The organism is Acetobacter senegalensis (assembly GCF_001580995.1).
Lineage (GTDB): Bacteria > Pseudomonadota > Alphaproteobacteria > Acetobacterales > Acetobacteraceae > Acetobacter > Acetobacter senegalensis.
On sequence record NZ_LHZU01000146.1, the window covers coordinates 43,900 to 68,154 of the forward strand.

The 24,255-nt window shown below is 57.8% G+C and carries 16 protein-coding genes; 3 read left to right on the forward strand and 13 right to left on the reverse strand.

The window, feature by feature from the left end; all coding sequences use genetic code 11:
- Positions 1 to 78: 78 nt before the first annotated feature.
- From rpoB to AD948_RS15500, 11 genes are all read right to left on the reverse strand, one after another.
- Entirely contained in the window at positions 79 to 4,251 is a 4,173-nt protein-coding gene (gene rpoB / locus AD948_RS15450) for a DNA-directed RNA polymerase subunit beta (protein WP_035377662.1), read from the reverse strand.
- A 226-nt stretch (positions 4,252 to 4,477) separates the two neighbouring features.
- Positions 4,478 to 4,855, reverse strand: a complete 378-nt coding sequence (rplL, locus tag AD948_RS15455) for a 50S ribosomal protein L7/L12 (RefSeq protein ID WP_006557747.1) — start codon at positions 4,853 to 4,855, stop codon at positions 4,478 to 4,480.
- A 100-nt stretch (positions 4,856 to 4,955) separates the two neighbouring features.
- A complete protein-coding gene (gene rplJ / locus AD948_RS15460; RefSeq protein ID WP_006557746.1) occupies positions 4,956 to 5,480 on the reverse strand; it encodes a 50S ribosomal protein L10 in 525 nt (174 codons plus the stop codon).
- A gap of 288 nt (positions 5,481 to 5,768) precedes the next feature.
- Positions 5,769 to 6,461 (reverse strand): 50S ribosomal protein L1, encoded by a 693-nt coding sequence (gene rplA, locus AD948_RS15465; RefSeq protein WP_006557744.1) that lies wholly within the window; start codon positions 6,459 to 6,461, stop codon positions 5,769 to 5,771.
- Positions 6,462 to 6,465: 4 nt separating this feature from the next.
- Complete coding sequence (gene rplK, locus AD948_RS15470) at positions 6,466 to 6,897, reverse strand: 50S ribosomal protein L11 (protein ID WP_061472592.1); 432 nt, start codon at positions 6,895 to 6,897, stop codon at positions 6,466 to 6,468.
- 105 nt (positions 6,898 to 7,002) lie between these two features.
- Positions 7,003 to 8,619, reverse strand: a complete 1,617-nt coding sequence (locus tag AD948_RS15475; RefSeq protein WP_006557742.1) for an efflux transporter outer membrane subunit — start codon at positions 8,617 to 8,619, stop codon at positions 7,003 to 7,005.
- Entirely contained in the window at positions 8,616 to 9,950 is a 1,335-nt protein-coding gene (locus AD948_RS15480) for an efflux RND transporter periplasmic adaptor subunit (RefSeq protein ID WP_061472593.1), read from the reverse strand. The genes AD948_RS15475 and AD948_RS15480 overlap by 4 nt, the downstream gene beginning before the upstream one ends.
- Complete coding sequence (locus AD948_RS15485) at positions 9,947 to 13,117, reverse strand: efflux RND transporter permease subunit (RefSeq protein WP_061472594.1); 3,171 nt, start codon at positions 13,115 to 13,117, stop codon at positions 9,947 to 9,949. Before AD948_RS15485 ends, AD948_RS15480 begins: the two co-directional genes overlap by 4 nt.
- A 129-nt stretch (positions 13,118 to 13,246) precedes the next feature.
- On the reverse strand, positions 13,247 to 14,605 hold the full coding sequence (locus tag AD948_RS15490; RefSeq protein WP_082666527.1) for a sensor histidine kinase: 1,359 nt from the start codon (positions 14,603 to 14,605) through the stop codon (positions 13,247 to 13,249).
- Positions 14,592 to 15,335 (reverse strand): response regulator transcription factor, encoded by a 744-nt coding sequence (locus AD948_RS15495; RefSeq protein WP_061472595.1) that lies wholly within the window; start codon positions 15,333 to 15,335, stop codon positions 14,592 to 14,594. Before AD948_RS15495 ends, AD948_RS15490 begins: the two co-directional genes overlap by 14 nt.
- Complete coding sequence (locus AD948_RS15500; RefSeq protein ID WP_061472596.1) at positions 15,332 to 16,672, reverse strand: DNA recombination protein RmuC; 1,341 nt, start codon at positions 16,670 to 16,672, stop codon at positions 15,332 to 15,334. Before AD948_RS15500 ends, AD948_RS15495 begins: the two co-directional genes overlap by 4 nt.
- A gap of 169 nt (positions 16,673 to 16,841) precedes the next feature.
- Here AD948_RS15500 and AD948_RS15505 point away from each other — a divergent pair, with 169 nt between their 5' ends.
- The 3 genes from AD948_RS15505 (at position 16,842) to AD948_RS15515 (ending at position 20,069) form a co-directional block, all read left to right on the forward strand.
- Positions 16,842 to 18,125, forward strand: a complete 1,284-nt coding sequence (locus AD948_RS15505) for a dicarboxylate/amino acid:cation symporter (RefSeq protein WP_061472597.1) — start codon at positions 16,842 to 16,844, stop codon at positions 18,123 to 18,125.
- 138 nt (positions 18,126 to 18,263) lie between these two features.
- Positions 18,264 to 19,562 carry an MFS transporter gene (locus AD948_RS15510; RefSeq protein WP_006559123.1) on the forward strand — a complete coding sequence of 433 codons (1,299 nt, stop codon included), beginning with the start codon at positions 18,264 to 18,266 and terminating at the stop codon, positions 19,560 to 19,562.
- A gap of 117 nt (positions 19,563 to 19,679) precedes the next feature.
- Positions 19,680 to 20,069 (forward strand): hypothetical protein, encoded by a 390-nt coding sequence (locus AD948_RS15515; protein WP_006559122.1) that lies wholly within the window; start codon positions 19,680 to 19,682, stop codon positions 20,067 to 20,069.
- 196 nt (positions 20,070 to 20,265) lie between these two features.
- On the opposite strand, the gene bcp is transcribed toward AD948_RS15515, so the two are convergent.
- The gene (gene bcp / locus AD948_RS15520; RefSeq protein ID WP_061472598.1) at positions 20,266 to 20,742 is read right to left on the reverse strand and encodes a thioredoxin-dependent thiol peroxidase; all 477 of its coding nucleotides are present in this window, start codon (positions 20,740 to 20,742) and stop codon (positions 20,266 to 20,268) included.
- A 334-nt stretch (positions 20,743 to 21,076) separates the two neighbouring features.
- The gene (locus tag AD948_RS15525; RefSeq protein ID WP_156479060.1) at positions 21,077 to 24,229 is read right to left on the reverse strand and encodes a bifunctional [glutamine synthetase] adenylyltransferase/[glutamine synthetase]-adenylyl-L-tyrosine phosphorylase; all 3,153 of its coding nucleotides are present in this window, start codon (positions 24,227 to 24,229) and stop codon (positions 21,077 to 21,079) included.
- Positions 24,230 to 24,255 lie beyond the last annotated feature (26 nt).

Genomic DNA, 24,255 nt, shown 5'->3' on the forward strand with positions numbered 1-24,255 from the left:
AAGGGAAATGGGGCGCCGGAACTGCTGTTCCGGCTACCCCTTCAAAATAAGAACGGAGAATGGTGCTGAGCCTCACCTTTATTCTGCCCCCTGCTCCAGCTCAACATTCAGACCAAGAGACTTCAGTTCCTTGATCAGAACGTTAAAGCTTTCAGGAATACCGGCTTCAAAGTCATCCTGCTCACGCACAATGGCTTCATAAACCTTGGTACGACCGGATACGTCATCCGATTTCACCGTCAGCATTTCCTGCAGCGTATAGGCAGCGCCATAAGCTTCAAGCGCCCAGACTTCCATTTCCCCAAAGCGCTGACCACCAAACTGCGCCTTACCACCCAGCGGCTGCTGCGTAACAAGCGAGTAAGGCCCGATGGAACGCGCATGGATCTTGTCATCAACAAGATGGTGCAGCTTGAGCATGTAAATATAACCAACAGTGGTCTTACGCTCAAACGGCTCGCCCGTGCGGCCATCAATCAACTGGGACTGACCGGATTTGTTGACGCCCGCTTTTTCAAGCATGGCTTCAATATCCGGAATGGAAGCACCATCAAACACCGGCGTGGCGATAGGAACGCCCTTGCGCAGATTATTCGCCAGTTCAATGAGTTCATCATTGCTCATGTTAGCAATGTCGTCCTCATAGATCTTGTCGCCATACACGTCTTTCAGACGATCAAGCAGTTCCTGACGCTTCTCACCCGTGCGCTGATAATCATCAACCAGATTACCAATATCACGGCCAAGATTTGCGCAGGCCCAACCCAGATGCGTTTCCAGAATCTGCCCCACGTTCATACGGGACGGCACACCCAGCGGGTTCAGCACGATATCAACAGACGTCCCATCTTCCAGGAACGGCATGTCTTCAACCGGCACCACGCGGGACACCACACCCTTATTTCCGTGACGACCGGCCATTTTGTCACCCGGCTGAAGCTTACGCTTCACGGCAACAAACACCTTGACCATCTTCATCACGCCGGGCGGCAGTTCATCACCGCGCTGCAGCTTCTCGACCTTGCTATCAAAGCGAGCCTGAATTTTCTGCACAGAGGCATCAAATTCACGACGCAGCGTTTCCAGCTCAGCCATGACCGCATCAGAGGCCACAACAATGTTGCGCCATGCACCACGGGGCTGCTCATCCAGAACCGCGTCCGTGATTTCCGTGCCAGAACGGATACCCTTGAACCCGGCACCGGCAATCTGACCCAGCAGTTTTTCACGCAGACGGCTGTAGAAGGAGCGTTCCTGAATACCGCGTTCATCGTCACGGTCTTTGGACAGGCGTTCGATTTCTGCCCGTTCAATCGCCATGGCGCGTTCATCTTTATCCACGCCACGACGGGAGAAGACGCGCACGTCAACAATGGTGCCGGTGGTGCCAGGCGGCAGACGCAGGGAGGTATCACGCACGTCAGACGCTTTTTCACCAAAGATGGCACGCAGAAGCTTTTCTTCCGGCGTCATCGGGCTTTCACCCTTTGGCGTGACCTTACCGATGAGGATATCACCGGGGTTCACTTCAGCCCCAACGTAAACAATGCCAGCTTCGTCCAGGTTACGCAGCGCTTCTTCACCCACGTTGGGGATATCACGCGTGATTTCTTCCTGACCCAGCTTGGTATCACGCGCCATGACTTCAAATTCCTCGATATGGATCGAGGTAAAGACGTCATCTTTCGCAATACGTTCGGAGATCAGGATGGAATCTTCGAAGTTGTAACCATTCCAAGGCATGAACGCGACCAGCACGTTACGGCCCAGAGCCAGTTCACCCAGTTCGGTGGACGGACCATCCGCAATAATGTCCCCGGCCTTCACCTGATTGCCCACATGCACCAGCGGACGCTGGTTGATACAGGTGGACTGGTTGGAACGGGAATATTTACGCAGACGATAGATATCGACGCCCTGCGTGGACCCATTGGCATCCGTTGCACGCACAACGATACGTGCCCCGTCAATCTGGTCCACAATCCCATCACGCTTGGCAACGATGGTTGCACCAGAGTCATGAGCCACAGCAGCTTCCATGCCAGTGCCAACGAGCGGCGCATCGGAACGCACCAGCGGCACAGCCTGACGCTGCATGTTGGAACCCATCAGTGCGCGGTTCGCGTCATCGTTCTCAAGGAACGGAATGAGCGCGGCGGCAACGGAAACAAGCTGCTTGGGTGACACGTCACAGGCCGTCACTTCAGTGGGGGGCACCAGACGGAAGTCCCCACCACGACGAACGGAGACCAGCTCGTCCGTCAGTGCGCCATCAGCACTCTGCTTGGCGTCAGCCTGAGCAACGATCAGCTTTTCTTCTTCCATGGCGGAAAGATATTTCCAGCCATCCTGAAGAACGCCGTCCTTCACCAGACGATACGGTGTCTCAATAAAGCCGTACTTGTTCACCTTGGCATAGGTTGCCAGGGAGTTGATCAGACCAATGTTCGGGCCTTCCGGCGTTTCAATCGGGCAGATACGACCATAGTGAGTCGGGTGAACGTCACGCACTTCAAAGCCTGCACGCTCACGGGTCAGACCGCCCGGACCCAGTGCTGAAAGACGACGCTTGTGCGTGACTTCAGACAGCGGGTTGGTCTGATCCATAAACTGGCTGAGCTGGGAAGACCCGAAGAACTCGCGCACAGCAGCAGCAGCAGGTTTGGCATTGATCAGATCATGCGGCATGACCGTGTCGATATCGACAGAGCCCATACGTTCACGGATAGCGCGCTCCATACGCAGCAGACCGACACGATACTGGTTTTCCATCAGTTCGCCCACAGAGCGGACACGACGATTCCCCAGGTTATCAATATCGTCAATCTGGCCGCGGCCATCCTTGAGTTCACACATCACCTTGATGGTGCGCAGGATGTCTTCCTTACGCAGCACGCGCACGGTATCCGGCACATCCAGATCAAGACGCATGTTCATCTTCACGCGACCAACGGAAGACAGATCATAACGGTCAGGATCAAAGAACAGGCCGTGGAACATGGCTTCGGCTGTTTCAGCCGTCGGCGGCTCACCCGGACGCATGACACGATAGATATCAATCAGCGCTTCATCACGAGAGCTGTTTTTATCAACGGTCAGCGTATTACGGATCCACGGGCCATTGGCAGCATCAATCGCCAGCAACGGCAGTTCCGTCACACCTGCTTCTTCAAGAGCAGCCAGACGCGCTTCCGTGATTTCCTCACCGGCTTCGCCGTAGATTTCGCCCGTGTCGTAATTGACAATGTCGTGCGCGATGAAACGACCGATCAGGTCAATGTCACCCACCAGCACTTCACGGGTTTTTTCCGCAATCTTACGCACCATGCGCGCGGTCAGCTTAGCTTCCGCTTCAGCAACCACTTCACCGGTTTCAGCATCCACCAGCGGTGCCAGCAGCTTCAGGCCACGGAAAGCATCAGCATCGAACGGACGCGCCCAACCCTTGGGGGTTTTGACGAACTTCACTTCACCGTAGAAGTAGGACAGGATTTCGTTGTCATCCATACCCTTGATATCAAGGGCATCAACATCGCCGCCCTCGGCAGCCTTCGCCTTGCGGGCGGCTTCAGAAGCGGCACCTTCAAGGGCGTAAAGCAGCGTGGTGACCGGCAGCTTACGCTTACGGTCAATACGGACGTAAATCAGATCCTTAGCGTCAAATTCAAAGTCAAGCCAGGAACCACGATAGGGGATCACACGCGCGGCAAACAGATACTTGCCGGAAGAATGCGTCTTGCCTTTGTCGTGATCGAAAAACACACCGGGAGAACGGTGCATCTGGCTGACAATAACACGCTCGGTGCCATTGATAATGAAGGTTCCGTTATCGGTCATCAGGGGCATGTCGCCCATGTACACCGGCTGCTCCTTGATATCGCGAATGGAGCGTGAACCTGTATCTTCATCCACGTCCCACACAATGAGACGCAGGATAACCTTCAGCGGGGCGGAAAACGTCAGACCGCGCTGAATGCACTCTTCAACATCATATTTGGGTTCTTCGAATTCGTAACTGACGAATTCAAGCCGCCCCCGACCAGCAAAATCGTTAATCGGGAAAACAGACCGGAAGACCTCCTGCAAACCTGTTGGCGTGCGCGCATCAGGCGATACATTTGCCTGAAGAAACGTCTCGTAAGACGCGCGCTGCACATCAATCAGGTTCGGCATCGGAGCGATTTCGGGAATCCGCCCGAAACTCTTGCGAATCCGCTTCCGTCCTGTGAACGATTTGGTGATTGCGTTCATCGTCGCTCCTGCCCCGCCCTTAGTACTCGGACCATCAGGCCTGCCGCCTTACCGCAGGCCTGATGGTCCGACCTTTTGTTTCAGGCCGCTTAGCCCTACCGGAAAACCCGGCGTAACACCCTGCTTCGAAACAGAACCCGAAACAGGCAAACGGGCAGAGGCGTTATACCTCCACCCGAAAACCTTTTCCATCACCTCACCGCAAAGCGGCGAAGCTATGGCGAACTTATTTAATTTCGACGCTTGCGCCGTTGTCTTCAAGAGTCTTCTTGATTTTTTCGGCTTCGTCCTTGCTGGCACCTTCTTTGATGGTCTTCGGTGCACCTTCAACCAGATCCTTGGCTTCTTTCAGGCCCAGACCGGTGATGGCACGGATTTCCTTAATGACGTTGATCTTCTTGTCACCAGCCTTGGCCAGAATCACGTCAAATTCGGTCTTTTCTTCTGCCGGAGCAGCAGCAGCGCCCGGAGCAGCAGCGGCAGCAACAGCAACCGGAGCAGCAGCGGAAACGCCCCACTTTTCTTCGAGCAGCTTGGAAAGTTCAGCAGCTTCAAGAACCGTCAGAGCAGACAGTTCGTCAACGAGCTTGTTCAGATCAGCCATGATTAGACTTCCTAATATAAACACTGGTTAGCAAAGCGCAACCCCCTCAGCAGGAAGGCCACGCTCAATTGAAAACACACCCTTTTGCAAGGATATGGCTTTAGGCGGCTTCCGCCTCACCCGTTTTGGCATAGGCCCCAAAAACCCGAGCAAGCTGGCCAGCCGGTGCCTGGGTAACGCCTGCAATGCGTGTAGCCGGCGTGGAGATAAGACCCACGAGCTGCGCACGAAGCGTATCCAGAGACGGCAGTTCGGCCAGAGCCTTGATTCCGTCGGCATTCAATACCTGAGAACCAAGAGCGCCGCCGAGCAGCACAAGCTTGTCATTGGTTTTGGCGAACTCGACGATCACCTTTGCCACAGCCACAGGGTCTGCTGACCACGCAAGCGCGGTCGGCCCCTTCAGCAGCGGCGCGATGCCATCGAACTGGGTCCCATCCAGGGCGAGAGTTGCCAGCCGGTTTTTCGCGACTTTGTACGTCGCACCCGCTGCACGCACCTTGCGTCGCAGATCCGTCACATCAGCTACGGTCAGCCCGTCATTCCGGGTAACCACAACCATGGACGTTTCGGCAAACACGGCGGCAAGGGAAGCAACGAAGTCCCGCTTTTCCGTACGGTTCAAATCCCGTCTCCGTCTTGTTCTGCCCAGCACGAAGCCGATCAGAACGGGTTGCCCTCAGGATTTCATGACCACCATGAAATCCAGCTCGCCTGTCCTTGAACGGAATACCCGGAGCCTGCCGAACATACAGCCTGCAACCAGCATCCCCATCTTACCACCCGCAAGCCCCTAGGGGCTAATTACGGCCAAGCCGCGTGTGGTCTCGGACAGGTTCCGGAAGAATAGCCAGATGACCATCCTTCCCATGGTGCTGCGCCAGACAGAGCCTGACACAGCAGCATTTCATACTCAGCCAGCGAAAGCTGAGATATCCAACTGAACACCCGGCCCCATGGTGGAGGACAGCGCAGCCTTTTTCAGGTACGTGCCTTTTGCACCAGACGGACGAGCCTTCTGCACGGCATCAATGAATGCGCGGGCATTTTCTTCCAGCTTGGCGGCGTCAAAAGAAGCCTTGCCAATGCCAGCATGCACGATACCTGCCTTTTCAGCGCGGTATTCAACCTGACCGGACTTGGCTGCTTCAATCGCACCCTTAACGTCCATGGTCACGGTGCCCAGCTTGGGGTTCGGCATCAGACCACGCGGACCGAGGATCTTACCCAGACGACCAACCAGAGCCATCATGTCCGGGGTGGCAATGCAGCGGTCGAAATTGATTTCGCCAGCCTGCACCTTTTCCATCAGATCTTCTGCGCCAACAACGTCTGCACCGGCAGCCTGAGCTTCTTCGGCCTTGGCACCACGTGCGAACACGCCAACGCGCAGGGTCTTGCCCGTGCCGTTCGGCAGGGACACGAAACCACGGACCATCTGGTCAGCATGACGGGGGTCAATGCCGAGGTTCAGGGAGATTTCAACCGTTTCGTCAAACTTGGCGGTTGCGTTGCTCTTTACCAGAGCAATTGCCTGATCCAGCCCATAAGCCTGACCGTGCGTTACTTTTGCCTGCGCAGCGGCAAAACGCTTATTCTTGGCCATGCTCTCAGCCCTCCACCGTCAGACCCATGGAGCGAGCGGAACCAACCAGCATCCGCACTGCACCATCGATATCGTTGGCGTTCATGTCTTTGAACTTCTGCTCAGCAATGTCACGCAGCTGATCCATGGTCACCTTACCCACGGCGGCGCTCTTGCCTACAGTCTGGCTGCCCTTGGAAACCTTGGCGGCCTTCAGCAGGAAGTACGTGTTCGGCGGGGTCTTGGTGATGAAGCTGAACGTACGGTCTGCATAAGCGGTGATGACGACCGGAATCGGCATACCAGGCTCAAGACCCTGGGTCTTGGCGTTGAATTCTTTACAGAACTGCATGATGTTCAGACCACGCTGACCGAGCGCGGGACCAACCGGCGGCGAAGGATTCGCCTTGCCAGCGGGAATCTGAAGCTTGATGTAGCCAACAACTTTTTTGGCCATATCCGGGACTCCTCTTGTTGAACCCGGACCGCGGTTCATTCGACTCTTTTGCACCATGGATATGGCGCAGGAAGAACCTCCCGCGTTCCGATAGGAAAGGCGCGCTTACCGGGGTGTATCCGTTCTGTCAAGGGGCTGAGAGGTTTTTGATACCCCCTGCCCTGTCAGATCAGAGGATGCGGGATCGGCATTTGTATCAATACCGGCCAGCGGTTTGGCGTGGCGCAGATTGCCATATTGCAGCGGATGGAACGGCATAATCTTGTCCGGCTTGGGCAGTTCAGCACGAGACCAGCCGCCCCCCAATGCACGGATAAGCTGCACACGGGCATCCACCGCACGGGTTTCCACCTGCACCAGCGCAATGCGTGCCTGTAGCGCCGCCACCTGCGCAACCACCACATCCAGATAGTTGGTCAGGCCGCCAGTATAGAGCGCCATGGTCATGCTCTGCGTGCGAAGCGCCGCATCAACCGCACCACTCTGTTGCTGTGCTTCCGTTTTCAGGCGCGAGGTACGGGTCAGGTTGTCTTCCACTTCCTGAAACGCATCCAGCACGGTGCTCCGATACAGATCCTCTTCCTGCCTGTATTGCGACCAGTTCCGTTGCAGTTCCGCACGCCGCAGACCGCCCTGGAAAAGGGGTAGAAGCGCCTGCACACCAAACTGGTACATGGAGTTGGAGAGCGACGCGAGATCGAACCCGTTATCCATGAACCCTGTCATGGCGTTGAACGTGATGTGCGGATAGAACGCCGCGCGGGACACACCAATCGCACGATTGGCCTGCGCCATCCGCCGCTCAGCCGCTGCAATATCCGGCCTGCGCTCCAGCAGGGTGGCCGGCAGCGCCACAGGAGGCTGCATTTCCGTAAAGTTGAGCCGGGTTGTCGGCGCGATATGGAAGGATGCCGGAGCCTCATTCACCAGCACGGCAATAGCATGTTCCATCACGTCCCGCTGGGCCTTGATGTCCGTCTCCTGCGCCTGCGTGGCGTAAAGCTGCGCCTCCGCACGCGAGACATCCATGCCGGGCGCAATGGCACCGGCAAGCCTCATTTTAGTGACCTGCACAGCGGTCTGATAATAGCGGATGGAGTCTTTATAAACCGCGTCCTGCGCATCCAGCCCACGCAACAGAACGTAGTCACTCGCCAGTTCAGCCTGTAGGCTCAGCCGGGCCAGAGCATATTGTGCCGCAGCCTCCTGCGTGCGCTGTTTGCTCATCCGCACCTTGTTGCGGATGGCAGACCAGAAATCAGGCTCCCACGTTGCCGTTGCCGAATATTGCTCGGACGACATATAGACCGGCCCCTGAGACCCGGCCCCACGCCAGAGCCTGTGCCGAGAGCCTTTGTATTTCTCTCCACCCGCCATGCCGTTGAGTTGCGGATAGAGGTGGGATTTTGCCTCCATCGCCACATCACGCGCCTGCATGAAGGCCTCAGCCTGGGCCTGAAGGTCTGGGTTCAGGCGCATGGCCTGATCTTCCAACTGGTTGAGTTCCGGGTCCCCCAGCATGGTCCACCAGTCAGACCGGATGGCATCATCAGAAGGATGGGCCGCGCGCAGCACGCCTTGCTCGCCCCAGTTTTCCGGCAGCTTGAGGGGGGTAGGCTTGTAGCGGGGCGCCATATCGCAACCGGACAACATGGTTGCAAGAGACAGCCCTAGCAGAAACCCCGAACGCACCGTTTTACGAGACGCCATCCGCACCGTCATTGACGCCCTCCAGCCTCAGGGCCGGGGCGTTCATCTTCGGGCATGGCCCGCGTATCATCCTTGTTGGTGTCTTCCGCAGCGGGCTTAGGCTTGGTGGCTGGCTTTTTGGACGGAAGATTGTAACCCGGCGTGCCTTTGACAATTCTGACTTCCTGCCCATCCAGCAGTCCGGCGGATGGGCTGTTCACCACGCGATCTGTTTTCTTCACCCCACTCAGAATTTGCACGGTCGTTCCCAGATTGGTGCCGACCGTTACATTGACCAGATGCACATGGTTGGAATCATCCACCAGCGCCACCTGCGTTCCTTCTGCCCGGAATATGATGGCCCCTTCAGGCAGGATCAGCATGTCTTCATCACCCGGTGCGCTGAAATGCGCCGTGGCGTAGGAATTGGGCCATAGCTCGCCCGATTTGTTATCCAGCGTCAGTTCCGTTGTCACCGTGCGGGTTGAGGCATTGAAAGCCGACGCCGTGGCGAGGAACTTGGCCTTGAACGTGCGATCCGGATATTGCGGAATGCTCAGATCCGCCTCCAGCCGGGGGGAAATGATATCCGCGTAATCCTGTGGCACCGCCACAAACACGCGCATGGCATGCACATCCGCCACGCTGAACAGTTCGGTCGCGTTACCGTGGGCATCCACATCGCCGCGGCCGGCATTCACGTAGTCACCCACATCTGCAAAACGCGACGTGACGACGCCATCAAACGGCGCGACGATTTTCTTGAACCCTTCAAGGGCCGCAAACCGCTCGACCTCATGCTCGGCCGCTTCAACCTGCGCTTTCTGTGCCTCCGCATTGGCGGCCTGCACATCCACCTCCTGCTGAGAAACAGCCTGCGTGCCCTGCAACGCCTTCCAACGTTTGGCGGTAATCTGGGCCAGCTTGTAGCGGGCCTGCGCCACGTTCAGGTTGGCTTTGGCGGCAGCGTACTGAGCATCCAGACCCGGGGTGTCAATTTCTGCCAGCACATCGCCGGCCTTCACCACGGCGCCGAAGTCCTTGTACCACATTTTCACGTAGCCAGAGACCTGCGCGTAGATGGGTGCCTGATACCATGCTGCAATGTTGGCGGGCAGAGACAGCTTGCGCACGGATGGCCCCGGCTGCGGGTAGATCACCTGCACCGCTGGCGTGGCATCCCGCGCGGTTTCCTGCGCCAGATTCATGTAATTGGAATGACGCTCAACAATCCCGACCACGGCCAGAATGACCGCAGCGCCCCCTACCAGAGCAATCCCTAACTTACGGCGGGATGAGGAAGGCGCTGGCTGGGTATCATGACGCTCCGTGTGATCATGACCGCCCTCGTTCTGCGCGCTCATGCGCTTTCTCCCTCTTCCGTCGTCACCGGCTTTTTTCGATTATGCAGCATTGCGAACACGCAGGGCACAAACAGCAGGGTGGCCACCGTGGCCACCATCAGGCCACCCATGACCGCCTTACCCAGCGGCGCGTTCTGTGAATTACTCAGAGACATCGGCAACATACCGATAATCATGGCAGACGCCGTCATCAGCACAGGGCGGATACGTTCAAAACCGGCCTCAATGGCTGCCGCAATGGCGTCCCCATGCTCTTCCAGCCGTTCCCGCGCAAAGGATACCACAAGAATGGCGTTTGCCGTGGCAGTGCCCATGCACATGATAGCCCCCGTCAGTGCGGGCACGGACAGGGTGGTGTGGGTCAGGAACAGGCTCCAGGAAATACCCGCCAGCGCACCGGGCAGCGCGGTGATGATGATGAACGGGTCCAGCCAAGACTGGAAGTTGACCACAATAAGCAGGTACACCAGCAGCACGGACATGGCCAAGCCACCCAGAAGCTGCGCGTAGGCACTGTTCATGGTCACAGCCTGACCGCGCACTTCCAGCGTGGAGCCACGCGGCAGATCAGGCCGCACTTCATCCACAATCCGCTCTACTTCACGCGAGACTGTGCCGAGATCTATCCCCTCATTGGAAGCATAGATATCAAACACCGGCATGATGTTGTAATGCGCCACTTCGCCCGGTGTGCCGATCTGCTCAATATGACTCAGACCACCCAGAATTTGCGGAGGCTGGCCCGTTGGGTTGCCGTCCCCCTTATCAATGGGCGTAATTTCCAGATCGTTCATGGTTTGCAGGAACGTGGCTGGGGTCTGGATATCAATCAGATGCGAAACGCCCGTTTTTGTATCCAGCCAGTACACCTGCCCGACCTGCGAGCTACCCGAGAGGGACACAAGCGCGTTGTTAGCAACGTCTGATTCCGTAATACCCGTACCCAGTGCGTATGTCCGGCGCGCGTTCACCCGCAGGGTGGGCGTGGTCATGGGCTGCTGGACGGACACATCTGTCAGACCCGTCACATGCCGCAGCCGGTCAGCCAGACGGTTGGCAAAGCGGAAGTTGTCCGCAAGGTTACGCCCCACCACCTGCACATCAATCGGTGACGGCAGGCCGAAGTTCAGAATTTTGGCGGTCAGATCCCCCGGCAGGAAGGAAATCTGCGTGCCGGGAAATTTCTCCTTCAGGTTACGCCGCAGCATCTTCCGATACTCAGCCACCGGGGAATCCGGGTCCTTGAGGGAGATGGTGAGATCGCAATCCTGCGTGCCAACTGTTGGTGTTGGAATGTACGCCTGATTCAGCGGGCTAAACGGTAAACCGCAGTTATCGACAATGCTTTCCACCTGACCATTGAGCGTGCGTTCGATCTCATCATTGACCAACTGTGAAATCTTGCCTGCTTCTGAAAGCTTGGTGCCGAGTGGCGCACGCATATGAATGGCCATGGTGTCGGAATTGATTTCAGGGAAGAAATCCTGCCCGACAAAAAACAGCAGACCAAGCGAGCCGATGGAGCACAAAACAAATACCGGCACAAAGGTGCCACGCGTTGCCACCAGATGGGTCAGCAGATCCTGATACCCATGGCGGAACTGCTCGAACTTGCGTTCAAACCCTTTCTGGAACCGGCCGAAAATGGTTTTGGGCTGCTGCGGGCCATGGGCGTGTGCCGCCACCTGCGCTGCCAGCATGTATTTCGCCATGGTCGGCACAAGGGTTCGGGACAGGATGAACGAAGCGATCATGGCGAAGATGATGGCTTCTGCCATGGGCATGAACAGCCAGCCCGCAACGCCCGTCAACTGGAACAGCGGCATCCACACAATACAGATGCACAGCGTGGACACGAAGGTCGGGATAACAATCTGGTTGGCCGCATCAATAATGGCGGTCTCCAGATCCTTGTCCATTTCAAGGTGAGCATCGATGTTTTCGATCATCACCGTGGCGTCATCCACAAGAATACCAACGGCCAGCGCAAGACCACCCAGTGTCATGACGTTGATGGTCTGCCCAGCCCAGCCCAGCCCGATAATGGAGCACAGCATGGCCAGCGGAATGGAGGTGGCAATAATGACCGTGGAACGCCAGGACCCCAGAAACAGCAGCACCACAAGACCCGTCAGACAGGCAGCGGTGAGCATTTCACGCAGCACGTCCTGCACGGATTCCTTCACGAAGGTGGAGGCGTCATTCAGAACCTTGATGTCCACACCCGGCGGCAGGGTTTTGGTAATGCCCGGCAGCAGTTTCTTCACACCGGACACAACATCCAGCGTGGAGGCATCACCGCTTTTCATCACCACAATCAGCACGCCCTGCTGGCCTTTGACCAGCACGAGGTTTGTCTGCGGCGGGCCGCCCTGATGCACCCACGCCACATCCTGCAGGCGAACAACAGCATTCCCCACCTGCTTGATGGGCAGCATGTTCAATTCATCCAGCGCACGGGGCGAGGCGTTGGTCTGCACCATCCAGTCAAACGCGCCGATGCGCTGATCCCCGGCGGGCAGCACAATGTTCTGACTGTTCAACGCACGGGAGACATCAACAGGAGACAACTGGTGCGCCAGCAGCTTGATGGGGTCCAGATCCACCATCACGTTGCCGGGCTGCCCCCCATACGGGTTGGGAATGGCCGCCCCCGCTACGGAGACCAGCGCAGGCCGGATCAGGTTGGAGGACATGTCATAAATCTGTGAGGCCGTCATGGAGGTGGAAGACACCTGCAACGTGATGACCGGCACGGATGATGCATTATAGGCCAGAACCAGCGGCGGCGTGGAGCCGGTTGGCATCTGCTTGATGACTGTCTGGGAAACGGATGTGATCTGTGTCTGGGCAACAGCCGTATCGGTTCCGGGTTGGAAATAGATCTTAACAATTCCGCGCCCGTAATAAGACTGACTTTCTATGTGCTCGATATTATTGACCGTCGCTGTCAGGGCGCGTTCATAATAATACACAACACGGCCGGACATATCTTCTGGCATAAGGCCAGTATAAGTCCACACAACGGCCACAACGGGAATTTTGATACTCGGGAAGACGTCCGTTGGTGTCGTGAATACTCCCCTGATGCCGAACACCAGAATGAGGATCGACAGAACGACAAATGTGTATGGCTTTTTAAGCGCCGTAACCACAATCTCATTCATGTGTCCCACCTCCGGTAAAGACACACAAATGGCTGCATCCAGATGAATCAGTCATACCTACGTGAGATACAGATATCCTTCTCAAGCGCCAATAAAAATGCTTTTAATCAGGCCGTATAAATGCATTTGTCATTGAAATATAATCCTGAAGCAGGTGCCTCGCCCGCCTGCCCCTTCCTCCACCACCACAGTGGCGTCATGCATATGCGCAATGGCTGAGACCAGACTGAGTCCAAGCCCGCTTCCGGGCACGTGTCGGCTTTTGTCAGAGCGATAAAAACGGGTCAGCACGGCTTCGCGCTCGCCTTGGGCTATCCCGATCCCGGTATCCGTAACCGCCAAAACGGCTTTGTCCGCCTGCCGCATGACGGCCACCGTCACCTGCCCGCCCTCCGGCGTGAACTTGATGGCGTTGTCCACCAGATTAGCCAGAAGCTCGATCAGCAGATGCCTGTCCCCATCTATCTGAACCGGTGTAGTGCCTACCTGCGTGACAAGGTGGATTCCTTCCGTTTCCGCAATGGGCTCATACAGATCCACAACATCCGCCACCAGATCGGCCAGATTGAGGGAAGCAAAGCCAGCCCGACGACGGCTGCTTTCAATTTCAGCAATCCGCAGCAAAGCCGTGATAATTGCCAGACACTGGTCCAGATCATCCACTGCGCGGGAGACAGCCCCCTCCAGCGTATCGCGCGGGCCGCCGGTGGAAAGCGCCCGCTCCAGCTTGGCCCGCACGCGGGAGAGCGGTGTGCGCAGATCATGGGCGATATCGTTCCCCACCTCGCGCATGCCATTCATCAGGCTTTCCAGCCGGTCCAGCATGCGGTTCACACTTCCCGCAAGCCGTTCCAGATCATCACGCTCCTTGCCCGCCGGCAGGCGTTCATGAATATCGCCTGCCATAATCAGGTCTATCGCCTCATGCATGTCTTTCACACGGGAGAGGGCGCGGTGGCTGAGCACCATCCCCAGCAACAGCGCGAACAGCAAGGTCGGCACGGCCGCCAGCACCGTGGCATGCCGGAGCATAAGTTTCTGTTCTGCCAGAAGATGAAAGCTGCGCCCCAGCACCAGAATATTGCCATCCGCCAGCGTGACAGCCAGCAGGCGCAGCGGATAGGCGGCCCCTTCTTCCGGGTAGATTTCAATATTATGAGGTTTGCCGTCTGCTTTCAGGCCCCGAGGCCAGGACCGCAGATCACCCGTAATCAGGGCATGGCCGGGGTCAAACAGCCCCGCGCTGCTGATAACCAGCCGCATATCATCCGTCGCACGCTTCCGGATAACGTATTCCAGATGCTCCGGCGTCATTTCGGCAAGCAGTTTGGCTTCACCACGCAGCAGTTCAGTAGAACGATGAGATTCCACCGCCTCCATCTGCGTATATACCAGCGCGAACTGCATCACCATCACGCCCGCCATGGCGGCCAACGCCATAAGAGTGAGGCGGAATGCGGCGGTGCGGAAAAGCTCAGTCAGGAACACGCAGCAGGAATCCGGTGCCGCGAATGCTCCTGATCAATGGTTCCTCACCTGGAGCATCAACCTTGCGACGCAGTTTACCGATATGCACATCCACCAGATTGGTGCGCGGAATAAAACGATACTGCCACACATCTTCCAGCAACATGGACCGGGTGAGCACCTGATCCGGCCTGCGCATCAGATATTCCAGAAGCCGGAACTCACGCGGCAGCAGTTCAATCTCTCGCCCATCCCGCCAGACGCGGCGCTCGATCAGATCCATCTCCAACGGCCCCACGCGCAGGCGCGTGCTGCGGGTATCATCCGGACGGCGCAGCAACGCCTCAACCCGTGCCAGCAGTTCTTCCATGGCAAAGGGCTTGGTCAGGTAATCATCACCGCCCGCCTTCAGGCCGGTGACGCGGTCATCCACGGCGGAGAGAGCAGACAGTACAAGAACAGGCGTGCGGATGCCGCGCTGACGCAGGGTTTCGATAACCGTCAGGCCATCCATGCCGGGCAGCAGACGGTCCACCACCATCACATCCACACCACCCGCCAGCGCCGCCGCAAGGCCAGCATCGCCTGTGGCGCGATGTTGCACATCCAGACCGTGGGCTGTCAGTTCCCCAACAATTTCTTCAGCAATGGTGCTATCGTCTTCTATCAGAAGAACCGCGCCACGGGGCTGATTTTCCTGCCCTATGCCGTTATCACCCTGTGCTGTTTCCAATGCCGTTTCGTCATTCATATCTGTTCTGATGCTGTCTTCTGTGGGGTTACGCCAGTAAATTCCATTTCAGAGTGAGAGACACCTGCTGGGGGAAGTCCCCCTTCTCCCTCTGGTTTCCGGGCCGTGCTTTCAGGCACCATACTCCCTTCCGTGTCTTCCGGGCCATCAAGTTCTCGCAAACGGCGGCTGACAACCCGCGTGCGTCGCCGCGCTTCCTCAATGGAGGAAGACATGGCCTGTGCATTTCGGGCCAGTTTTTCCAGCACGCCGTCCATCTTGATCATTTCCTGACGGGTGGCCCCCAACAGCCGGGCTATTGTTTCCGTCCGGTCTTCCAGCGCGAGGGTCACATACCCCAGATGCACCGTGCGCAACATGGCGGGCATCAGGGCTGGCCCCATGATCATGACACGGCAGGTCCGGCTGATTTCATCAAACAGGCCCGGAATACGCGCGGCCTCCGCATACAATCCATCGGTTGGCAGATAGAGCACGGCAAATTCAACCGTTCTGGGCGGTTGAATGTATTTGGCGGCAATTTTACGCGCTTCCAGCCGCATCGTGTTTTCAAGCGCCTTGCGTGCAGCCTTTTCCCCCACCGCATCCCCTTCTTCTGCCGCGTTCAGGAGGCGCTCGTACGCCTCGGTAGGGAATTTGCTGTCAATGGCCATAACGGGCGGCGTGCTGGCGCGCACCGGCATGCGGATGGCAAATTCAACCACATCATTCCCGGGCCCCAGCCGCACGTTTGACTCATACGCGCCTTCGGGCAGCACATCATCCAGAATGGCTTTGAGCTGCGCCTCCCCCCAGCCACCACGGGTCTTCACATTACTGAACAGACGTTTGAGATCACCAATCTGCGCTGTCATGGCGCGGACCTCCCCCATAGCCTTCTGCATGGCGGAAAACTGCTCCAGCACGCGCTGGAAAGAGGTCTGCATCTGGCGTTCAACAGCCTCATGCAACTGCTCTGTCACCGCTGTGCGAATGGCCCCCAACTGACGGGCAGAAGCCTCGGCCATTTCACGTAGAGCTTCCGACTGCGCTGCGCGGGCTTCGGCCTGCTCTCGCCCCATGCTGCCCGCTATGCCGCCCAGCCGTTCGGCCATTTCCGCGCGCATCTGTTCGATCCGCGCCATCATGCCCCGCTCCATTTCAGAGAGGGTGCCGCGTTGCTGCGCTACCTCCGATCGGCTGACTGCTGCCTCGCGCTCTATCAACACATACAGCTTGGCCAGCAGATCAGCATCCGCCCCGCCTTCCTGCGGGCGGGGACGCAAAAACAGGACCATCACCGCACCCAGCACGAGCGCCCCTACAGCAACGCCCACAAGCAGCACACTATTCTCCATAAGCCCTTCTGATCACCCCGCCGGAAAAAAGGGGCATGCATGCAACATGTGATGATCCAATTCACTCTTATCACGACAATGCAATGACATCCCTTTGATAACAATGGTATGAGGTTTGCCGCGCAAATAGCTGCTTTACAAGAATAACGAACAAACAGGAAACTTACGCGTGTCCCTGCCTAGCCATTCTTCTGCTTCCGGTCGCAGCCATTCTTTGTATCTTCAGGTTATTATTGCTGTTGTTACAGGCATTCTGGTTGGATATTTTTTCCCCAATATCGGCGCATCGCTCCGCCCTCTGGGGGATGGTTTTGTCAAACTGATCAAGATGGTGATCGCGCCAGTTATTTTTCTGACTGTGTGCACCGGCATTGCCGGTATGGCAGACCTGAAGCAGACAGGCCGCGTGGCAGGCAAGGCCATGGCCTACTTCCTGTTTTTCTCCACTTTCGCGCTTGTTGTGGGCATGATTGTCGCCAACGTGGCGCGCCCCGGCGCCGGGCTGCATATCAAGCCGGAATCTCTGGATGCTGGGTCCGTGGCCTCCTTTGTGAGTGAAGCCCACTCGCACTCGTTTACAGAATTCCTGATGCGCATCATCCCCGCCACAACGGCAGGGGCCTTCACATCTGGCGAAATTCTTCAGGTTCTGCTGGTGGCCATCCTGTTTGGTATCAGTCTGGCCAAGATGGGGCCTGCGGGGGAAAAAGTGCTGACCCTGTTCCGCAGCCTGACGGAACTGGTGTTCGGCGTGGTGCGACTGGTGATGTATGTGGCGCCTATCGGGGCATTTGGCGCCATGGCGTTTACGGTCGGCAAGTTTGGTGTGGCGTCTATTGGCCACCTGATCGAACTGGTGCTGGCCTTTTACCTTACGGCCATTCTTTTTGTGTGCGGCATTCTTGGCATTGTCACCCGCCTGATGGGGTTCAGCATCCTGCGTCTGCTAAGCTACCTGAAGGAAGAACTGTTGATTGTGCTTGGCACCAGTTCTTCTGAATCTGCCCTGCCCGGCCTTATTTCCAAACTGGAAAACGCTGGCTGCCCGCAAGGAATTGTGGGGCTGGTAGTGCCCATGGGCTATTCTTTCAATCTGGATGGCACCAACATCTACATGACACTCGCCGCCCTGTTCATTGCTCAGGCCACAGATGTGCACCTCAGCCTTGGCGAGCAGACGGCGCTGCTGCTGGTGGCCATGGTCAGTTCCAAAGGGGCTGCGGGGGTAACTGGTGCAGGCTTTATCACGCTGGCAGCCACCCTATCCGTTGTGCCAACCGTGCCTGTGGCGGGCATGGCGCTTATTCTGGGTATTGACCGCTTCATGTCAGAATGTCGGTCTCTCACCAATCTGGTGGGGAACGCGGTGGCCGCCATTGTCATTTCCCGGTGGGAAAATGCGCTGGATACAACCCAACTTCGTGCCGCGCTTGAAAACCGGAAAACCGAATAAGGGCAGACTGCTCCGTCCAGTCTGCCACGCAACTTCTGCATCAGAACCGGCTTAGAGACTGTTTGAAATGTCTGTCAGGGCGCGTGGCTGCGCTTTTCAAACAGTTCTCAGGCTTTTTAAAAACAACGGAGATCCGGAATGACCACGGCGCAGCGTCTGCGTGGTATTCTGGCAGGGTCCGCCGGGAACCTGCTGGAATATTATGACTGGTATGTTTACTCCTCTTTCACCATTTACTTCGCACACGCCTTTTTCCCCCGTGGCAATGAAACCGCAGAACTTCTGAACGCTGCCGCCATTTTTGCCGTTGGCTTTTTCATGCGCCCCATCGGCGGCTGGCTGCTGGGCGTAGCGGCTGACCGCTATGGTCGTCGCTGGGCTTTGACACTTTCTGTTACCGCCATGTGCCTGGGCTCTCTCGCCATTGCCGTCTGCCCCACCTATACGCAGATCGGCCTGCTGGCGCCCGCCGTGCTGCTTGTGGCGCGCTTGGTGCAGGGCCTCAGCCTGGGGGGAGAATATGGAGCCTCCGCCACCTATCTGGCGGAGATGTCCAGCCCACAGAACCGCGGTTTCTGGTCCGGTTTTCTCTACGTCACGCTTGTCATGGGCCAGTTGCTCGCGCTCATTATCCTGCTGCTGATGCAGTATGTGTTTCTGACGCCCCATCAGATTGAAGTATGGGGCTGGCGTATTCCCTTCCTGCTGGGTGCTGCTGGTGCAGTGCTGATCTTCTGGCTTCGGCGGCAGATGCAGGAAAGTGAACGCTTTGAGCGCAGCCATGAAAAACATGAACAAGGCGGCCTGCGCGTTCTGCTCCAGCATAAGCGCTCCGTCCTGACCGTATGCGGCATGACGCTGGGTGGCACGGTGGTGTTCTATACGTACACCATCTACATGCAGAAATACCTCGCCAACACGCTTGGTTTCCCCAAGGACACCGCCACGCTGGTGTCCTCCGCGTCACTGCTTGCCTTCGCATTGATGCAGCCTGCGTTCGGGGCCTTGTCTGACCGGATCGGGCGTAAACCGCTTCTGCTTTATTTTGGCATTTGCGCAACGTTGGGCACTGTTCCGCTGCTGACACTCCTCTCCGGCGTCCATTCTCCATGGGCAGCCTTCGGGCTGATTACGGGAGCCCTGGGCATTGCCTCCGGCTATACATCCATCAACGCCATCGTGAAGGCTGAACTGTTCCCTACGCAGGTCCGTGCATTGGGGGTGGCTCTGCCTTATGCCGTTACCGTTTCCCTGTTCGGGGGTACCACGGAGTATATTGCGCTCTGGTGCCGTCAGGCCGGGCATGACATCTGGTTTGCCTATTATGTTTCCATCTGCGCGGCTGTCACATTGCTGACGGTGCTGACCCTGCGCAAAACCGATCGGCTCAGCGAAGAAAACGGCTCTTCCACGCCTCATACATTACAAAAAAATTAGGAAGCGGCCAAAATCGCCCGCAATGGGCCTTTAAATTGCCATGAGCGAGCGCATTATTTGAAAGCAGAGAAGAGGAGTGGTTCGCCTCTCCCTTCCCGTTTTCAGGAGGCATACATCATGCGCCGTATGACAAAACTTCTTCTTGCTCTGCCCATTATTGCTGGCACTGCGCTGGCAAGCGTTCCGGCAGCCGAGGCGCATCCTGGCCCCAATTGGGGCGGTGGCCCGCGCTGGCATTCTCCGCCGCCGCCGCGTGGCTACTGGGGCGGTGGCCCCCGCGGCTGGCACCGGGGTGGAAATGGCGGAGCCATTGCCGGAGCCGTTATTGGTGGGCTGGCTGTTGGGGCTCTGGCCGGAGCCGCCCTTGGCAATGCAGCACCACCCCCGCCCGTGGCCTATGCGCCGCCGCCACCTCCGCCGCCGCCGGTTTATGCTGTCCCGGCTGTGCCAGTGGCACCTGCACCCGGCTATTATGCTGCTCCGGGTGGCTATTACTCCGGCTGGTAAGACCCAGCCGGTTTCCGACTTTTTCTTCCCCAGCCGCACGGTTTGGCTGGGTTCATCCTGCTGAGCCACATCATCAGGAAATCTTACAGCGTCGGCTGGAAGCTGCATCTCGCCTCGCAGCTCAGGATCAATCAGCGGGGGCTGACTATGGGCCTGAATGCAGCCCCATAGTCTTTGTGCCCCGCAGATATATGACTTACAGAGCTTGCGCCGCTTCCAGCACAGCCTCAACATGCCCCGGCACTTTGACCTTACGCCAGATGCGGGCAATTTTACCATCTGCGCCAATCAGAAACGTTGTACGATCAATACCCATATAGGTTTTTCCGTACAGAGACTTCTCTCCCCACACGCCATAGGCTTCCGTCACGTCTCCTTTTTCATCAGATGCAAGCGGAAAGGTGAGATCAAATTTATCGGCAAAAGCATCCAGCTTTTTCACGGGATCACGAGAGACGCCAATAACGCTCAAACCGGCAGACTCAAACTGCTTTAGCGCCTCATTAAACCCGCATGCTTCCTTCGTGCAGCCGGGCGTGTCTGCCTTGGGGTAGAAATAGAGCACAAAGGGTTTGCCTTTAAAGTCAGCAAAGCTGACATGGCGGTCACGGCTGGCTGGCATGGAAAAATCAGGGGCGATATCCCCTTCCTGTAAAATCTGTTCATCGGCCATGCTGGTTCTCCTTGTTCCGCGCGTTAGGGCACACGCTGTCTCTCAACCGTAGCGGCCACAGGCGCAAACCGGAAGACACGCTTGCGGCAGCCTTCCGGCTTTCGCTCTCCCTAGAATGCAGTCAATGCCACACTGGCAGCCGCATCAAGCCGAGCATCTGAAAACATCGTCAGATTGGACTGGCTGCGCTTTCCGCGACCCAATGAAAATCAAGAATGTCCGTCCAGTCCTTCGTCTTGAGCTTGGAGGAGGACCCGCGTTCACTCCCCATCTTCCTCAACCCTTGACGTTAGTCTGCCCCTGATGGCTGCCGGAAGCCCCAACGCACACCGTCCTACGTATGGGAATGCGGAAGGTTCGCTTCCACCATCACTTCGGCGAAGGCGTCTCCCTCCGCCACAGGGCCAACCACTCGGGCAAAACAGGCCCGCACATTGCGCGCCAGAGCTGTTGTGCGCGTGAGAAGTGTGACCACGCTTTCCATCTCCATGGCGTGAAGCAGAACAGCCAAGGTTGGCGGTGCAAGCTCCCGCTCCAGATCAAGCGGAGGAACCGGTCCGCACAGCAGACGCAGCAGACACTGGAGTCGCCGCCAGACGGCATCTGCCTCCAGCAGAAGGGCTGTGTCGTCAGGTGTTAGTAATCCAGCCTTACCCAGCCGGGTCAACGCCCGACGGGTGCAGGGATCACGCACACTTCTATCAGCCGCCACCAGTTGCAGGCTCTGGGCTACAAATTCCACTTCTATCAGGCCGCCTGCGCGCCGTTTGATATCCCATGGGCTGGAAGCAGGCAGATCGCGCGCCAGACGGGCCCGCATGGCCCGCGCATCTTCAAGCACGCCTGCGGGCACCGGAGCCTTGCTTTGTATCTCACCATCCAGAATACGCCGCAGATCGTCCTGCACCTCCCGCTTCAGGCCAACCGGCGCGCTGATGATACGGGCGCGCGTCAACGCCATGCGCTCCCACGTCCAGGCGGCCTCCGTATGATATTTCAGAAAGGCACGGCGTGACACAGCCACTGGCCCCGCTGCGCCGGAGGGCCGCAACCGCATATCTACGGCATAAAGCGGCCCCTCCGGCCCCGGGGCGGTTAGCGCTGCAATAAACGCATGCGCCAGACGCGTATAATATTGGGCCACGGCAACGGAGCGCGGGGCGGCCAATACAAGCCCTTCCGGCGTTTTCTGCGGCGGAGTTCTAGGCACAATACTGGCCTGAACCTCTTCCGGGTGGTCAAATATCAAAAGCAGATCAAGGTCTGAACCGGGCATCATTTCTCTGGAACCCGCCTTGCCCAGAGCAATAACCGTTATGCCACCACCGGGCACGCGCCCGTAACGGCGCACGTGATCTTTCTCTACCGCATGTTTTAGCACGATCATGATGGTATCAGCCAAGGCGGTGCGCGCACGCTCGGCCTCATTTTCGCTCATGCGCCCTTCCAGCACGGCTACGGAAAGGCGAAACTCTTCTCCGCGCAGCAAGGGGCGCAGAGCAGTCACCAGCAGGTCTGTATGCTCCACTTCCGCCGCCAACTGGCGCAGGCGGGCCTGCACGTTCCGCCCCTCTTCCGGTTCAGGCTCCAACAAGCCTTCAAGTGCTGAAGGCGTATCTGCCAGATGGTTGGCCAGAAAGGCAGAGGCATCAAAAAGGGCGGCAATACGGTCTATCAGCGCCGGATTGCGTTCAAACAGGGAGAGAAGCTGCACCCCGGCATGTTGACGGGCCAGCAAGGTATCAAACCGCCGTAAGCAGGCCAGCGGGTTACTGCGCGCGGCAAAGCTGGCCAGCAAGGCAGGTAACAGAGCCCGCAGCAGCGCATGGGCCCGCTCAGACCGCAGCGCCCGCAGACTGTTGCCTTGCCAGCGGGCCAGAACCTGCGCGGCTTCTGCCGCCTGATCGGCCGGAAAACCGACATTCTGAAGCAGCGTGGGGGAGTTTTCATCGTCCGGCGCAATGGCCAGCAGGGCCGTTTCCGCGTCTTCCGCCGCCTGTGGCTGGCTGACAAAATGGCGCTCAAAAATACGCCTTGCTTCACGCATACGCGGCAGCAGGTCCAGTGCCAGAGCTTCACCGTCTGCATAGTTCATGAACACGGCAAACGCGTGAAAGGCCTCCGGCTGTTCGGGCAGGGAGTGTGTCTGGTGGTCGGCCCGCATTTGCAGCCGGTGCTCGGCATCCCGCAGCAGGCGATAGGTGCGGGCCAGAACCTCGGCTTCCTCCCGCGGGATGTAAGCTGAGCCCACCAGTTTTTTCAGCGCGCCGAAGGTTGTTTTCTCACGCAAAGCAGGCACGCGACCACCCCACACAAGCTGCATGGCCTGCGCAATAAACTCAATTTCCCGAATACCGCCCTGCCCCAGCTTCAGGTTATGGCCTAGTAGCCATTGCATGCTGGCGGCTGGATCAGCCAGCACACTGTCTGGCATCTCGGCAAGGCCGGTGCGCCCGACATTGCGGTAACGGTCAATCCGCGCCTTCATGGTGTGGATATCGTCAATCAGCGCGAAATCAAGATGCCGGCGCCAGACAAAAGGGCGGATGGCCGCCAGAAAATCCCGCCCCAGCTTGAGGTCTCCCGCCACCGGGCGCGCCTTGATCATGGCGGCGCGTTCCCACGTCTGGCCAAGGCTTTCATAATACAGGATGGCAGCCTGCACCGAGACTGCGGCTGGCGTGGAAGATGGGTCCGGCCTCAGACGAAGATCGGTACGGAAAACGTAGCCATTCGCATCCCGCGCTTCCATGAGGCTGACAAGATCGCTAGTCATACGGATGAACACGCGCCGCACGGCATCCGGCTGCTTGTGACCTGAGGGGTCATACAGCACCATCAGGTCTATATCGGAGGAGAAATTCAGTTCCCGTGCCCCGAGCTTTCCCATCGCCAGAACAAAAAAACCACAACCGTATGTCGGGCGTTTGGGGTCACGTAACTGAAGCTGACCGGATTGATGGGCGACCCATAACAAATGCCTGACCGAGACCTCCAACGCGGCCTCAGCCAGACGGCTGAGCGTTTGCGTTACGTCTTCCAGCGGCCAGAACCCGCCCAGATCAGCCACGGCACACAGCAGGGCCACCTGTTTTTTGGCACGCCGGAGTGTGGCGGCAACATACTCTCGCCCAGATGTAATGTCACACGCAGCCAATGCCGCAAACGCGTCTTTCGCGCAGGCCTCCGGGCCGTCCTGCAACAAGGCGGCAAAGGAGAGCGGATCTTGCCGGGCCAGATCAGACAGATACGGGCTGTTGCCCCCAAGGCAGGCCACCAGTTCCATGGCCCCCGGCAGTTCAAGAACCTCCCCCCGGCCCACATCCCGCAGAAGGGTGATCATGTCGTCCTCAAGATGCTGGGCGGCCTGCGCATCCGCCGCAGCGGGCCAACTGGCATCCGGCCAGACGCGATGCTCACCACGACGGGCGCGTACATCCTTGAACTGGGGCACATGTTTAAACTGGGACTGAATAACAGGCGTCATGGTCTGACCATTCTGGTGAAGGACGA

What these genes read in the sequence shown, in the direction of transcription:
- rpoB (WP_035377662.1), bottom strand. Translation starts at nt 4,251, where the DNA reads ATGAACGCAATCACCAAATCGTTCACAGGACGGAAGCGGATTCGCAAG.
- rplL (WP_006557747.1), bottom strand. Translation starts at nt 4,855, where the DNA reads ATGGCTGATCTGAACAAGCTCGTTGACGAACTGTCTGCTCTGACGGTT.
- rplA (WP_006557744.1), bottom strand. Translation starts at nt 6,461, where the DNA reads ATGGCCAAGAATAAGCGTTTTGCCGCTGCGCAGGCAAAAGTAACGCAC.
- rplK (WP_061472592.1), bottom strand. Translation starts at nt 6,897, where the DNA reads ATGGCCAAAAAAGTTGTTGGCTACATCAAGCTTCAGATTCCCGCTGGC.
- AD948_RS15475 (WP_006557742.1), bottom strand. Translation starts at nt 8,619, where the DNA reads ATGACGGTGCGGATGGCGTCTCGTAAAACGGTGCGTTCGGGGTTTCTG.
- AD948_RS15480 (WP_061472593.1), bottom strand. Translation starts at nt 9,950, where the DNA reads ATGAGCGCGCAGAACGAGGGCGGTCATGATCACACGGAGCGTCATGAT.
- AD948_RS15485 (WP_061472594.1), bottom strand. Translation starts at nt 13,117, where the DNA reads ATGAATGAGATTGTGGTTACGGCGCTTAAAAAGCCATACACATTTGTC.
- AD948_RS15495 (WP_061472595.1), bottom strand. Translation starts at nt 15,335, where the DNA reads ATGAATGACGAAACGGCATTGGAAACAGCACAGGGTGATAACGGCATA.
- AD948_RS15500 (WP_061472596.1), bottom strand. Translation starts at nt 16,672, where the DNA reads ATGGAGAATAGTGTGCTGCTTGTGGGCGTTGCTGTAGGGGCGCTCGTG.
- AD948_RS15510 (WP_006559123.1), top strand. Translation starts at nt 18,264, where the DNA reads ATGACCACGGCGCAGCGTCTGCGTGGTATTCTGGCAGGGTCCGCCGGG.
- AD948_RS15515 (WP_006559122.1), top strand. Translation starts at nt 19,680, where the DNA reads ATGCGCCGTATGACAAAACTTCTTCTTGCTCTGCCCATTATTGCTGGC.
- bcp (WP_061472598.1), bottom strand. Translation starts at nt 20,742, where the DNA reads ATGGCCGATGAACAGATTTTACAGGAAGGGGATATCGCCCCTGATTTT.
- AD948_RS15525 (WP_156479060.1), bottom strand. Translation starts at nt 24,229, where the DNA reads ATGACGCCTGTTATTCAGTCCCAGTTTAAACATGTGCCCCAGTTCAAG.